This is a genomic window from Photobacterium sp. HL06, assembly GCF_059552575.1.
The window spans coordinates 1,675,465-1,690,330 of the sequence record NZ_CM183915.1 but is presented as its reverse complement, the minus strand read 5'-3'; the positions used below and the strand labels follow the sequence as shown (position 1 = coordinate 1,690,330).

Below are 14,866 nucleotides of genomic sequence, written 5' to 3'. Positions count from 1 at the left end.
AGGTTGCCCCCAATGAAAAAGGCTCCATAAGGCGAGTAGCGAATAATTCGGCTTAATGGAGTCCATGTGTGTATATACCCAAGCTACTTGGGTGGTTTCGGTATATCGCTATTCGACTTCAAAGCAGCTTTCGACTGCCGTCTGATTACCGCTAGCTTCTCTCACCAGCACCTCAAACTTAAATTCATCACCAAGAGCGATAAAACTGGCAGGCACTTCTATTTGGGTGACTGACGGTGGAAGGTCGACACTAAATATCAGTAAGGTTGGCTCTTCCCGTTCAACAACAGCCTGGTACTTCACAACCTCAACATCGCCCCATTCACCGATATCAGGGTGTGAACTATTAACGGGATCCCAGCTGATGACGACAGATTCTCCCCCTTCCACGCTTGGAAGCTCATCGGCATCGCAATCTTCCGCCGCCATTTGTCCGGCTACCATCATATTGTCGGCAGGTGCTGGCATGACATGGCTTAGTATAACGGTACTTTCAAGGTCTTCTCCTTCAAGCGTTACCCCTTCGATATCATACTCACCAGCAGGAAAACGCTCGAAAAAGTCTGCCGGTAACAACTCATCAAAGGAAGGCTCGGCACTCTCAAAGAATAATTCGGTAAGACCTTGGTTGCGCAGGCGCCCCTTGACTTTAATCTTGAGCATATTGCGGTCTCGCGGATCTTCGATGGTAAGTTTCTTCCAGGGATCACCATCAATCAAAGCATGAATACCTAAATCCCCATCCGTATCATTTAGCTCAAAGAAAATACTGGCCTCATCAAACGGAGGCTCGTTATTGCCATAAGCCAACGCCTGCGGTGCCAACGAAGCAAACATGAAGCTAGCCACGGTGACAGAGCAAATCGGTAACATGTTCTTGTTCCTGGTCATTACGGTTACTCCAATGTACTTTTTCAGTAAGGGACACTCCCTACATTCAAAAGTAAAGCCGACTAACCTTATCGCTAACTGACCGGTACATTACCATTTGGTCATCTTTGAACGTTGACCGATTTCTGCATCAAATCACTTACTGATAGACCGAATAGTTCAGGTCAACTCATGCTCAGGAAATTCTGACTATGCGAGGGAAGACTTCTTCAATTTCACGAAAGAGCTTTTCAGGATCCCCTTCATAACGACGGGAAAAGTGGAAAGGCATGAGCTGTTCAACTTCGGCAGCTGCCGCGATTTCACCGCACGCAGTGGTAGTCAGGTGGCCATTGATAACCCCCCGAAAATGATCATCCCTGGAAAAAGCAGCTTCACAAATGAATGTGTCTGCATGGCGAGCCAGGGTGATGAGCTTTTCTCTATTTTCGGCAGTATCTGCCAGATCAGTGGCGTACACCAATTTCTTACCAGCCTGTTTACGCAGCAAACGGCTTGCCAGCACTCCAACCGTCTGGTTGTCGCCATTAGGTAACTCAATCAAACATGAATACTCACCAGCCATGTAGGTATATTTAAGTTTTCCCAGCCAGCGACCGGGCGGTAACTGAAATTCTGAAAGCGCCTTTTCACAAACGACAATAGCCGCAACGGGCTCATAGGCATAAGCCAGCACAGGCGTGCCGTGATCCAATTCGACGGCGCGTATCAAAAAACGTTCCTCTTGATAAATGATGCCGTCCTTAACGGCCTTGTCGGGCAGAGCAATCATTGCTTTCTGCCCTGCTTTCAGGCGATAGCATCGCAACTGCTCTCCGTGCAGCTCGGCGATATTAAATTCGGGGCCGTTGTCACCAATCCGATCCCATAGAATGCCACTTAGCATACCGGCAATATGACTGGCTAGCCCAGGCGGGCCATACAAAGTACAAGATGCAGGCGTTCCCAATCGCACCCTAAGCAGCCCCATGAACCCGCCAATATGGTCAAAATGAGCATGAGTAATGAAAATATGACTGACATTATGGGTATGGCGCATTGGCAACCTTGAGGTGTTTCCAAGATCAAAAAGAAGGCAACGCCGACTCCAGTTGGTCTTTATCAATAAAAGAGGATCTTCAAAAAGACTGTTAACCAGCTCGGCGGTTACATCTCTCCTGCGGATCTGAGTGCTGCAGGCCGTCTCTTTATGATCAGAAGGGTAAACCAAAGAAGATCCTGAAAATGATGTGGAAGCGGATTTTAATTTTTTATAGTGATTAACCGTTACCAGCTTCTGACCAGGTAAGTGCCAGGCATCACGTAGTAACAGCTGGGAAGGAGTGCGCTTCAAAATGTGGCATCGTAACCGCAACTGCTGATCCTGCAATTCAAGGACTTCTCCCATAGTGATCACACCATCAGCATCGCCCAGACTGATCAGCCTGCCACACCATTTTTCCGGGAGGTCAATAGGAGGTGGTGTACCAAGCAATGCTATTTCTTCGAGTGACAATACCGTTTCCTCGGCACCCTCCATGTAACGATCCCAAAGTTGAGTTCGCCATGATAAACGCTCAAACCGGCTGGGCGGATGGGCCTCATCAGACATTAAAACCCGTATTACAGGCAAATGAAGACTGGCAATTTCCGGCTCAAGCGTTATTGAACCGTCTTGATTATCTAGCACTACCAGCAAGGTAGCTGCCGTTAAGTTGACCAGTGTGGTAAGCAGTTCCGCCGCAGCAACTCCTCTTGTCATACCGGGGGCATCGATGATTAAAGGGTGCTGGATGGAAACTCTTAACAGCAAGCGACTCACTGCCTCAGCCAACGGCAAACGAAAACGCGCGGCATCAAGGCTGCACAAGGCTTCAAAGTCTTGAAGCTGCCAGCTATTACTATTCCAAGCGCCAAAGTTGATGGCTGCAGGAATACCGAATTTCGGCGAGCCGGGATCCGCGCTGAGGCAAACACAAGATCGTTTTTCTGCCTGGAGTCGCCTGGCCAGCTCTGCAGCCAAGTGACTTTTTCCTGCCCCTGTCGGGCCAAACAGCAATACCCGTTCGGTCTTTCGTAACAGTGCTTGGCTTAGTTGTTCCACGCCTTGGGCGTAGGTGAGTTGTACTGCCGGAGATACCATAGTCAGATCTGCTATACCTTTGGTGGTTGATTAATTAATCAACCTACTGCTTTAAGTATAATTAACCCTTGATATTTACAATCTGGCGCAAGGTATGGACGATCTCGACCAGGTCACTCTGGTTTTTCATCACCGTATCGATATCTTTGTATGCTTCGGGAATTTCATCGATCACCCCTTTATCCTTGCGACATTCAACCCCGGCAGTCTGTGCAATCAAATCCTGTACTGTGTATTGTTTCTTGGCTTGGGTGCGGGAAAGCCTGCGGCCTGCGCCATGGCTACAGCTAAAGAATGAATCCGGGTTACCTAACCCGCGAACGATATAGGAGCTGGTTCCCATGCTTCCCGGGATCACCCCCAGATCACCGACCCTTGCTCGGATAGCCCCTTTACGGGTGACCCAGACCTCACGGCCAAAGTGTTCTTCATGTTCGATATAGTTATGGTGACAGTTAATTGCTTCTTGCGTTACTGAAAATGATGGCAGATAGCGCGCTAAAATCCGCAGGGCCGCTTTCATCATCAGCTCACGATTGATACGGGCATATTCCTGAGCCCAGTTCACGGCTTCTATATAGCCATGATAGTGTTTTGCCCCCTCTTGAAAATAAGCCAAATCGGCATCTGGCAAATGGATATGATGGTGCTCCATATCCCGCTTTGCCTGCGCGATAAAATGGCGGCCAATCGCATTGCCTATGCCACGGCTTCCCGAGTGGAGCATCACCCAGAGATTATCGACCTCATCGAGGCACAGTTCGAAAAAATGGTTTCCCCCACCCAATGTTCCGGCCTGATGGGCCCAGCGCCCAGGCTTGATCATTTTTCTCAATTCAGGGTTGAGATGAAGTATGTCGTCCAGCCCCTTAGCCAACGGAGAATCCCCCCTGATCTTGGCCGTTTGATGCTCTTGACCAGGGCCAATAGGGATCACCGACTCGATAGCATGGCGAAGCTCTTTCAGGTTTTCCGGCAAATCAGACGCTGTCAGCGACAAGCGAGTGGCATTGATACCGCAACCAATATCAACGCCGACCGCTGCTGGTATAATGGCTTTCACCGTTGAAATAACACTGCCAATCGTTGCTCCTTTGCCCAGGTGGACATCCGGCATTCCGGCAACATGGTGATAGATAAAAGGCAAAGACGCCGTGCGCCTTAACTGCTCCGCTGTCTGTGAGTCAATGTCATCAGTCCAGACTTTGACTGGATGGGGCTGGTGTTTGGTCGGTGGATAAACAGTTAGCACTGGCATTGTCTATGCGCCTTTTACCTTGTTACAGCAGGCTACTATTAATCAGTATAGGATAAGCTTTATGCCCGTAAATCCGGAGAAGGCGCATGGAAATCGCCCCCTCCAGCTCAACTAATAATGTTCAGAAACGGATCGCTTGTCTCGCTTTTCGTGCATTTGGTCTGGTTCGGGTTGATAGGAGTTTTCATAAATCGCAGGCGTCGAGCACCCCAGAATGAATAAAGGTAACACTAGCAAAAGAACTCTCATGGCTTTTCCTTGTATTGTTATTCACTAGTAAGATTAGCATATAGGGCTCCACCAACAGTTATTGTTTCTGTTTAGGCATTGCCGACCTCATATTAATAACCTAAACAACCGAAAAACCATTAAACCATAAGTGTCATTATTAACAAAAACTCATAAACCCATATCATTCCACACAAGAATACCCCTACTCTGAAAAATAAATCGATAAATAAACCAAAATAAATAATAAAAGCATAGGTTATATAAAAATATCTTATAGATATTTTATGTTAAACATAGATGCTAACTACCCAACTCACCCCTATTAATTGAGAACAATTAGCAACCAGAATGGTAGTAATTAATACATCATTAACCATTAGTCATATTCCCCCCTCAGCCAACTCGATCAAAGTACGACCACTAACAAGCGTCAAAAACAACCAAAACAAATAAAAACAGTGATCTAGACAGCAAAAAACACACCAAAAGCATAAGCAACATATTGAAATTACGATTTTAAGTGTAAGTTGCACTCACGATCTATCGCTACTGATAAATCGCTAATTGTAGATTTTTTTCCTATTTCATGTTTATTGTTTGAATATCCTTTTTATTTCATCCCCGCAAGTGCGGGGATTTTTTTATTAAAGTTATATTCATGAAACAAATAACAGTTCGTTATTTAAATTAATAACAAATATATTAGCAAGCGTTTGCGTGATAAAGATCACACAGCGGAAATATTAATAACAAATTTATACATGTAAATATTGCTATCAACACGCAAACGTTTAGAGTGAGCGCGCTTTTAAATAGCACCCAATTAGGAAATAATAATGAACAAAACAATTTTAGCAGTCGCATTAACTACTCTTCTTTCTGGCACAGCACATGCTGCCACGGTATATCAGAACGACAACGGCGATAATATTAAAGTTTACGGTGGCGCAGAAGTCGGTGGTTGGATTGCTAATGATACGCCTGACGGTGTAAACCACGGCACAAAATATGTTGATGATTCTTTCGCAACAATCGGTATCAAAGGCCAAACGGGTGATTTCTTCGGTAAGTTTGAACTTGATGCTGAACGTACACCTTGGACTGAAGACAACAACTTCCAGCTAGTGATGGACAAAGTCTATGTTGGTTACAACCTTGCTAAAGGCCATTCAATTGAATTAGGCCGTACCGATACTGCTTACGATCATTATGATTCACTTGGTGACTTCTCGGTTAACGAAGCAGCTGGCGTTTCTGAAGCAGGCGACCAGGACAACACCATCAAATACCGCGGTCAGTTCAACAACATCAAGGTTGGCATCTCTTACTCGATGGAAGGCAACGACTACGAAGAAGATATCCGCCCTGTATTCGATAAAGACGGCAAGCTAGTTCTTGATAAGAACGGTAACCCTGTATACAAAGACAAAGGCTCTTACACAACAGATTCTCGCTTCGGTGAAGTGTACAACGGTTATGTGGGCTACTTCTCTGAGCAGTTCACCATCATTGCTGGAGCTGAAACCGTTGAAGACCGTGGCGAGATCTACTCTCTACACGGTGAAACAAAGATTGGCAAAATTGGTCTTGGTGGCCTGTTCTCCGTTTCTGATCGCGAAGGAAAAGGCAAAGACACCAACACTTTCGTAGCATCTAGTTCTTACGATATTACTGAGCAGCTACAAGCCGTTGCAACCTTCTCTCATATCGATGCAGAAAACAGCAAGAATGACGACTCTTGGGGCACTATCGGTATGAACTACCAGTATGCCAAGAACGTTAAGCTTTCTGCTGAAATCGCAACAGGTACTGACGCAGGTACATACGGTTACGCGAAAACATACTTCTGGTTCTAATCAAAAATTGAATCATTTCGCCTAATAATAAAGAGCCTCTACTGCATTGTGAGGCTCTTTTCATAACAGCCCTAATAAAGATGTGCCTGCCTTCGTAATTCACATCTCATTACTCCCAGAGTGGCTGTGTTTTGGCCAAATAGGCTACAGCGTCAAAACAGTGGCGATGCTTTGAGCGAACAAGTTACCTTGTCAACTAATTGAAACAATTCACTATTACCTTTGCTGCTCTATAGAAAGTAGAGTAGTAACTCGAGAAGACAATAATGAAAAGAACAATCTTGGCAGCATCAATCGGTGCCGCAATGTCCTTCGGCGCTCAGGCCGAACTCATCATTTCAGAATACATTGAAAATGGTAATGAAAAGGCGTTGGAAATCGCAAACGTTGGTGCAAATCCGATATCTTTGGATGGCTTCAGCATCACTAAAGATATCAACGGTAACGATGACTACAGTGATATTACCCCCCTATCAGGCACCTTGGATCCTCAGAAAACAATCGTCATTGCTTATTCACAGGCTAGTGACGAACTAAAGTCGAAAGCTCAATTAGTATCATCAAAAATCGGCTTTAATGGCGATGACCAGATAGCGCTAAAAAATAGCAACGGTAAGATCATCGATCACATCGGCGAACCGGGAAAGGTGAAGTTTGCTGAAGATACAGATATGCGCCGTGAAGCGAATAATCCGTCAGCTACCTGGAATCAAGACCAATGGTCACACCATGCCAAAACTGACTATAACCATCTTGGTATTATTGGCGATGATAACGGGACAACCCCACCAGCTGACGCAACGCCGGAAACAATTATGGGCCTTCAGGGGAACTCTTGGGCCTCCCCATACACTGATCCGGCCAATGGAAAATTCATTTCAGACGAAACTTTCATCATAGAAGGCATCGTGACCGCTATCCAGACCACTGCACTTGGCAGTGATCTACCTGTCGGATTCTTTATCCAAGACGAAAACGGTGATGGTGATCCAAGCACTTCTGACGGTATCTTCGTCTCCGGTAAAGTTGATGGCCTTACTGTCGGCGATAAAGTTGATGTCACCGGTAAGGTTAAAGAAGACTATGGCTGGACCAAAATCCAACCTAACCTGGTCGAAAATATTGGTTCCGGTACTATAGCGCCAATAACAGTTGTCGCACTTGATACCGACGAAGATTTTGACTTCACCCTAGAACGCCATGAAGGCATGCTGGTCGCATTCCAAAAAGAATCCGACATGCGTGTTACCCGCACCTATGGTTTTGACTACGGCCCGAAGCGCAATAACATGGTGGTGTCTAACGGCCAGGTTAACCTTCATCCTAACCAGAACAATGCACCTGTCATTCACGACGGTGTTATTGATACCGCCCCGGAACGCCAGGCCGATTGCAACCAAGACAAGCGTATTGTTGTTGAGTCTTTCGAAAAAGTATCGAAAGGTACCCATGTGCCATGGTACCCAGACTTTGGCTCGGATAATGGCACAGGTACAACCGATGACTATATTCGCATCGGCGATGTACTTGATGGCTTCGAAGGCGTAATTGGTTATTCCTACAGTGATTTCCGTTTCTATGTCACCAATACGGTAACTAAAGACAACTTCGCCCGTGAAACCTCAGACCGAACCGACGCGCCTGTGCTAAAAGAAGGCGGCGATCTGCGTATTGCGACGTTCAACGTACTCAACTACTTCACCTCACTTTATGGAAATGGCGCACCGAACCCGACAGGGCAAAACCGCGGAGCCCTATCATCAGAAGAGTTTGAGCTTCAAGGTAATAAGATTGCCAATGCTATTGTTGCTATCAATGCCGATATTGTCGGTCTGATGGAAATCGAAAACAACGGTTTTGGCGATGACTCGGCAGTTGCCCACCTGGTTGCCAAGATCAACAACCTCATCGACGATCCTAAAGATCACTATGCTTATGTTGTCGGCAATGAAGGCGACCAGTTTGTCGGCTCTGACGCCATTGCAAACCAGGTGATCTTCAGAGCGAACAAAGTAACCCTTGATACTTACCGCCTGATCGAAATGCCACAGCAGCATGCTCCAGCAACAGGTAAAGAAGACGGTAAAAACTACCAGCGTGACGCAATTACCCCAACATTCCTGATCAACGGCACCAAAGAGAAGATTACCGTTTCAGTCAACCACCTGAAATCTAAGGGTTCGACTTGCTGGGAAGATGCCGCGCCTGTCGAAGAAGGCGGCCAGGCAAATAAAGACTCTGACAAGCAAGGCTCATGTGAAAACTTCCGTGTCTCTGCCGCGTACCACCTAGGGGAAACTCTACAAGGCATTGATGGCTACAAACTGATTCTGGGTGACTTGAACTCTTACGGCAACGAAGATCCAATCATGGTGCTGACTAACCGTGATAATGCGCCGGAAGACCATGTCATTAAGGCTGCCCGTGACACATTTATCGGCGGTGATGCATCTTCTGGCAACCCGCTGCATGGTGCCGATGGCGCAGTGATTGATAACGCTTACGGTTATATCAATGCCGTTACGATTAACCACCCGCACTCATACAGCTACTCATACAACGATGAAGTCGGAACGCTGGACTACATCCTTATCTCTCCAGAGCTAAAGAGCAAATTCGTCGATGCCACTGACTGGAACATCAATGCTGGTGAATCAACGCTATTTCAATACGCCGACAAGAACAATTGCCTAAATGGTGTGTGTTCACGCCGCTATGCTGATCCGTACCGTGCCTCTGATCATGATCCGGCTATTATCGACCTGAAGTTCGGTACAGATACAGACCCAGAAGTTCCTTCGTTCAAGCGTAACCCACAAAGTGGCCACGGTGGTTCTATTGGCCTGTTTGGCCTGATGTCCCTGCTGGGCCTTGGCTTCCTGCGTCGTAAGATACAGAAATAACTGATTGCCTTATCAAAGGGAGGTAAATGCCTCCCTTTTGTATCGAGAAAATAATGAAAATTAAACTAATTGCACTACTTGCGATGGCATCTTCCGGTGCTAATGCTGCCTATATTCAAGCCCATGACCCGCATGTTGTTGCGCCTTTTTCCCTGTCATGCCAAGCAGAAGTCACGCCTCCTTCCGAGGATATCAACAACCCCGATGGCTACTATGACGCTGCGATTGGCTTCACTGGTGATCAGCTAAAAGCCAAACTTAATACCATCATCTCAACAGGTCATAAGAAGCTGCCTTATACCGACAATTCATCGCCAGAAGCCATGGATGTATGGAAGGCATTGATGGTTACCGATGAAGATCCGTTGAACCCAGGTAATGTGGTTCTGATGTACACAGGCCGCTCGCAAAGCAAACTAGCCAAAGATAATGGCAGCAATGACGGTGATCTGTGGAACCGGGAGCATACTTACCCGAAATCTAATGGCGGGTTTAACGACAAGGGTGCATTTGGCTACACCGATATCCATCACCTAAGGCCAACAGACAAATCAATCAATGGTGAACGCGGCAACTTGGAGTTTGACGAAGGCGGCAGACCAACCAAAGAGTCCCCAGAAGCAGGTAACCTGGTCGATGCTAATTCGTTCGAGCCTCGCGACGAGGTAAAAGGTGATGTGGCACGTATGATGTTTTATATGGCAACACGCTACGAAGGCTTTGACTCAAAAACACCTGACTTGGAGCTGGTACCATCGGTAACCAATAACGGAAATGCGCTGGGTAACGTTTGTGCACTTCTTGAGTGGAACGCCTTCGATCCGGTTGATGAATTTGAATATAGCCGAAACGGGAAAATTCAAGACATCCAGGGTAACCGGAACCCGTTTGTTGATAACCCGCAATGGGCTGACGAGATCTTTAGAAAAGACTGCAAATAATCCAAAGCCCCAGCATGCCAGCTGGGGCGACCATATCATAATATCGTCAAGCACAAACCACAGCCCTACAACCTACCGCAAACCGACAAACCAACTTCCGAATAAACCTGATCGCTAACAGCACTCATCATAAAACGATAAAAATTAACAGCACTAAATGAGCACCTCACTCACGAAAGGTTATTTTTAAGTTAAAAATATGATAATCAATTGCAGCGTATCATGCATTATTGATACACTTTTAAACCAACAATGATAGCCCTATAGATAAAGACCTCTAGCCTAGTCGTACAATAAAATGCTTATAGGTCCAACTTATATGATTGAGAGAGAATAACGCTTAAGTTACAAACTCTTAGGCTGATGTGAGGGGTTAACATACTTACTATGCTAGGGATGCAATATGTTATCAAAATTATTTGGTCGTACTGAGAAAAAGAGTAAAAAAAACAGCTCTGCCACATCGAACAAAATTAAAAAAAACAATCAAGCGGCTGTTCGTTGCATCCACTCAAAAGACATCGTTAAACAAATAAAACCCAATGCACACTGCCATTTTGGCCAACACAAGGCAGTCACAGTTTGTTCAAAGTGCCATCGTACAGCCATGGCTTCAGCCCAATCTGATTTAAAACCCTGCCCGGATTGCGGCGGAAAAGTCCTTCGTGGCACAGGTAAACACGTAGATGAATTAATAAAATTTGTTGCCAAGTGGGAACACGGCCAGTGGGTTTTCGCAGCTTCAAGTCCATTACCCCCCTATCTCGACCGCAGTAAAAAATGGAACTTTTATCTATAAGCTGTTCACGTTCTCAACCTTCATTAGTTATTTCTATCTATTGCTCAACACAGCTAATTAAAATACAAAGCGGCTATATCAACTTCATGATATAATCGCTTTAATATCCTGATTCTATTTATATTAAATACAGAAAATAATTAGGCAGAAATAGTACAATGTTCTGATGGCAAAGCGGAAACACCAATTTCACCAGCATTCTCAAAATAACGAGTAAGGGCTTCTACACAGAGATGATCGAGTTTATTATCATCTGCCATCTTTTGTATTTCACACAAAGCTTGATCAATAGGCCAAGCTTTCTTATAAGGTCGCTCACTCGTCAATGCATCAAAAATATCTGCAACAGTAATAATTCGAGCGAAAATAGTAATTTCATCCGCCTTTAAACCATACGGGTACCCCGTTCCGTCTATCATTTCATGATGAGCACCGATGATATTGCAGATCATTTTATAGGCATCATGCTGCCTGATCTTATTATCACAAACAGAGTTGATCATCTCTAAACCATGATCAACATGTAACTTCATTACTGCATACTCATCAGATGTCAAAGGGCCTCTCTTTAGCAGGATCTTATCAGCCACTCCTATCTTACCAATGTCATGCAAAGGCGAAAATCGGGTGAGGTAATAAATATCACGGTCTTTTATTTTTACATATTTGGCGACATGAGATGAAATAATACGAGTTAGCTCAACCAAACGTGCACAATGTCTTGCTGTCTCTTTATCTCTGATTTCAGAGGCTTTTTCTGCAAATCGACTCAAAGAGGAAATTTGATCAAAGAGTATCCGTTCGTGAAAAATCTCTTCTTGTATCTCTTTTATAGCATCACTTAACAGGCCTAATGTTAAATCATCAAAGTATGATTTTCTATGGGAGTTAAAAAAGATAAAGCCAAGAAAATCTCCACGGAAGAAAACAGGAATGGTGTAGGAAGAGAATAGTTTGTTTTCTATCAGCCATGTATTAGCGCCATCATTACTGTTCGTCAGATAGCATGAGTAGTCATCAACGACTCTCGCTTTCCTATGCTTAACTAACTGGCTTAATGACTGTGATGAATTAAGCTTTTTACTATGGTGGCTTAGAGGAACACTCCCTACCGTTGAATCAACATAAGTGCGGATATGATCATCATCAAGCAAAGCAATCGATATTCGGCTTAGCTCACCTAATCCAGAGTTCAACAATTTTTTGTGAAGTTGCCTAACAGTATCCTTGAGTGTTGCCACAGTAACCTCAATATGCAAATAGATATTATGCAATTGTAATCACTTGATGTTACTTTGAAAGAGTTTTAGTCACAATTTTGATAATTGATTGTTAAACACTCATTGGGGATGAGGTCATATGTGTGAGAAACAATCAACATAATAGATAATAATATTGATAAATTGACTTAATTCAAAATTAAACACGAATATTTCTACTGTGATTATAGTCAAGCAAGAATATTTGATGCATTAAAGATACTCCTTTGTGGTTGAGTTTTTTCCATGGAGTTTAATTGAAGCGATACGCAACCATCATGAAAGCTGTTTTGACTCTCTTCGAACATTGCACTCCTAAACTGCGCAGAGTCAGTCTCAAGTCACCAGTCACCAGTCACCAGTCACCAGTCACCAGTCACCAGTCACCAGTCACCAGTCACCAGTCACCAGTCACCAGTCAATTAAAGATTACAGCTAGTCATCCCCCTCCAGCTTAGATTTTCATCCTACCTCTATCTTTTCCAAATAAATATAATATTTATAAAAGGCTAGGCTATCGATATCAATACGAGGGTATCGGTTCTAAGTAAATTTCGACAATTAACTATAAGTTTATTTCATAAAATACACACTAAGCACTAGAGTTCATAATTAAGATTGGTGAACACAGATGTTTCATTAAATTTCATCACAATTTTAACACATACTGTTGATAATCAAAGGGGCATCACAAAAAATATCACTATATCAACATCACGTCATATAATAAAATGAAATCTGTTTAATATAAATACGCTGATATAAACTTTAATTTTGAGTCCAATCACGATTTCAACACATTTTGAATAAATCAAATATAATCTCATCACACATTTGATAACCTTATTAATAATTACTTTTTATTACCCTCTCTTTATGCGAGCTTTTTATTGCTTCACAAAAGAACAGAGATAAATACAAACAAAATTAATGAGGGTATTACATGCTACTTAGAAACCTAATTGTCACATCGCTACTCACATCAGCATCTTTTACGTATGCTGGTGATATTGATGTTTACTTTAACCACCCAGTTAATGCTCCAGCTAAACAAGCCAATCTTGAAACAGTCATTACTGACTTTATTAATAGTGCACAAACATCTATTGATCTTGCCGTATATGATTTAGATTTGCCGGGTATTGCAAATGCACTTGTCTCAGCAAAGAATCGAGGTGTAACAGTACGGTTTATCACCGATGAAGATAATATTGCCGGAGAAAACGAAGAAGCGATTAATATTTTTAATGCTGGTGGTGTTCCTTGGATAGATGACACAGAAAATGGAAGTGCAGGTTCTAAGATTCAACATAATAAGTTTATAGTTGTTGATAACAAGCAAGTTTTGGTTGCTTCAAGCAATTTCACACAAAGCGGTATACATGGCGATCTCGATTCATCAGGTAATCTAACTAGTGATGGTAACGCCAATCACCTGGTAACAGTTCAGTCTTCTCAACTTGCATCTATTTATACAACCCAGTTTTTACAAATGTGGGGAGATGGGCCTGGTGGGGCTCAAGATTCTTTGTTTGGTTTGGGAAAGGTTGATCATCAGATTGAAACAGCCTATACCGACAACGAGAATATTCGCTTAGACGTACAGTTCACACCACAGTCATCAACTCTGTACAGCACATCAACGCTGGCAAACCTTGAGAACTATGTGTCTGCCGCAAATACACGAATTCATACTGCTCAATTTGTATTCAGCGCACAGGATGTCGCAGATAAGATGCAAGATCGACATATTGCCGGAGTTGAAATCCAAGGTATTGGAGATCCTAGTTTCTTTAGTCGTTATTACAGTGAATTCATGGATATGCAAGGCACTGAAAAAGTTAACACAAAAGGAGAATATGAAACTGACAGTTACACAGGGGCGCCAAACAATCCATGGAGTACGCCTGCAGATGTACGAATAGCTAACCTCGATGGCGGTGATAAATTTCACCACAAATACTGGATTATTGACGATATTGTAATAACAGGTTCTCACAACGTATCTGGTGCAGCAGCCTTTGGAAACGATGAGAACGTCCTTGTAATACATGACGCCAATGTTGCTGCTCAGTTTGAAGGTGAGTTCAGCCGTCGTTTCTGTGAGGCTGGCGGACAAGGAAATTGTGACGCCGAACCATTGCCTGAAGGTGGTACATGGGAAGGTATTTCGTTTACTGGGGAAGAAGTTGCCAGTGTGCTGGATATCGTTAACAATGCTTCTTTCGAAGAGCTAGATATTGATGCTGCAATGAATGCGACCGCTGCAAACAATATTGTTAATGCACGACCGATTCTTGATATGGAGCAGCTTGCAGCTGTATCTTATGTCGGAGCTGCAGCCATGCAGGATCTTAAAGATTATATTCCTAACTGGTAAAAGTAATTAGCCAAATAAAAGCACCTTTTTTAATTGGTGCTTTATTATTTGGTAGCCAATATGTTATGTAATTGATTACACCTCTCACCATCAGAACCACTCCCCCCTTTGATTCACAAATATAAGTCTAAACACCCCTATAAAGCCTTAAATCAGGTAATTTACTCGCCTTTTTAAAGCATTTGTTACGAAACCTAACACCTAACAAACACACCGTCCATCTTCA

At 43.8% G+C, this 14,866-nt stretch carries 9 protein-coding genes; 5 read left to right on the top strand and 4 right to left on the bottom strand.

The window, feature by feature from the left end; genetic code table 11:
* Positions 1–108: 108 nt before the first annotated feature.
* The 3 genes from AC51G0_RS25570 to AC51G0_RS25560 all read right to left on the bottom strand — a co-directional run bounded on the left by AC51G0_RS25570 (position 109) and on the right by AC51G0_RS25560 (position 4,271).
* Positions 109–891, bottom strand: coding sequence for a hypothetical protein (locus tag AC51G0_RS25570; protein ID WP_496302385.1), 783 nt, complete (start codon positions 889–891; stop codon positions 109–111).
* A gap of 175 nt (positions 892–1,066) precedes the next feature.
* Complete coding sequence (locus tag AC51G0_RS25565; protein ID WP_496302384.1) at positions 1,067–3,013, bottom strand: Clp1/GlmU family protein; 1,947 nt, start codon at positions 3,011–3,013, stop codon at positions 1,067–1,069.
* Positions 3,014–3,074: 61 nt separating this feature from the next.
* The gene (locus AC51G0_RS25560; RefSeq protein WP_496302383.1) at positions 3,075–4,271 is read right to left on the bottom strand and encodes an RtcB family protein; all 1,197 of its coding nucleotides are present in this window, start codon (positions 4,269–4,271) and stop codon (positions 3,075–3,077) included.
* A gap of 1,067 nt (positions 4,272–5,338) precedes the next feature.
* Between AC51G0_RS25560 and AC51G0_RS25555 the strand changes: the two genes are divergently transcribed.
* From AC51G0_RS25555 to AC51G0_RS25540, 4 genes are all read left to right on the top strand, one after another.
* Complete coding sequence (locus AC51G0_RS25555; protein ID WP_496302382.1) at positions 5,339–6,358, top strand: porin; 1,020 nt, start codon at positions 5,339–5,341, stop codon at positions 6,356–6,358.
* 266 nt (positions 6,359–6,624) lie between these two features.
* Positions 6,625–9,261, top strand: a complete 2,637-nt coding sequence (locus AC51G0_RS25550) for an ExeM/NucH family extracellular endonuclease (protein ID WP_496302381.1) — start codon at positions 6,625–6,627, stop codon at positions 9,259–9,261.
* Between the two features lie 53 nt (positions 9,262–9,314).
* On the top strand, positions 9,315–10,202 hold the full coding sequence (locus AC51G0_RS25545) for an endonuclease I family protein (protein ID WP_496302380.1): 888 nt from the start codon (positions 9,315–9,317) through the stop codon (positions 10,200–10,202).
* A 403-nt stretch (positions 10,203–10,605) separates the two neighbouring features.
* Positions 10,606–11,001, top strand: coding sequence for a hypothetical protein (locus tag AC51G0_RS25540; RefSeq protein WP_496302379.1), 396 nt, complete (start codon positions 10,606–10,608; stop codon positions 10,999–11,001).
* A gap of 140 nt (positions 11,002–11,141) precedes the next feature.
* Here AC51G0_RS25540 and AC51G0_RS25535 read toward each other — a convergent pair whose 3' ends face one another.
* Positions 11,142–12,242 carry an HD-GYP domain-containing protein gene (locus AC51G0_RS25535; protein ID WP_496302378.1) on the bottom strand — a complete coding sequence of 367 codons (1,101 nt, stop codon included), beginning with the start codon at positions 12,240–12,242 and terminating at the stop codon, positions 11,142–11,144.
* A gap of 961 nt (positions 12,243–13,203) precedes the next feature.
* On the opposite strand from AC51G0_RS25535, the gene AC51G0_RS25530 reads away from it, so the two are divergent.
* The gene (locus tag AC51G0_RS25530; RefSeq protein WP_496302377.1) at positions 13,204–14,640 is read left to right on the top strand and encodes a phospholipase D-like domain-containing protein; all 1,437 of its coding nucleotides are present in this window, start codon (positions 13,204–13,206) and stop codon (positions 14,638–14,640) included.
* Positions 14,641–14,866 lie beyond the last annotated feature (226 nt).

What these genes read in the sequence shown, in the direction of transcription:
- AC51G0_RS25570 (WP_496302385.1), bottom strand. Translation starts at nt 891, where the DNA reads ATGACCAGGAACAAGAACATGTTACCGATTTGCTCTGTCACCGTGGCT.
- AC51G0_RS25565 (WP_496302384.1), bottom strand. Translation starts at nt 3,013, where the DNA reads ATGGTATCTCCGGCAGTACAACTCACCTACGCCCAAGGCGTGGAACAA.
- AC51G0_RS25560 (WP_496302383.1), bottom strand. Translation starts at nt 4,271, where the DNA reads ATGCCAGTGCTAACTGTTTATCCACCGACCAAACACCAGCCCCATCCA.
- AC51G0_RS25555 (WP_496302382.1), top strand. Translation starts at nt 5,339, where the DNA reads ATGAACAAAACAATTTTAGCAGTCGCATTAACTACTCTTCTTTCTGGC.
- AC51G0_RS25550 (WP_496302381.1), top strand. Translation starts at nt 6,625, where the DNA reads ATGAAAAGAACAATCTTGGCAGCATCAATCGGTGCCGCAATGTCCTTC.
- AC51G0_RS25545 (WP_496302380.1), top strand. Translation starts at nt 9,315, where the DNA reads ATGAAAATTAAACTAATTGCACTACTTGCGATGGCATCTTCCGGTGCT.
- AC51G0_RS25540 (WP_496302379.1), top strand. Translation starts at nt 10,606, where the DNA reads ATGTTATCAAAATTATTTGGTCGTACTGAGAAAAAGAGTAAAAAAAAC.
- AC51G0_RS25530 (WP_496302377.1), top strand. Translation starts at nt 13,204, where the DNA reads ATGCTACTTAGAAACCTAATTGTCACATCGCTACTCACATCAGCATCT.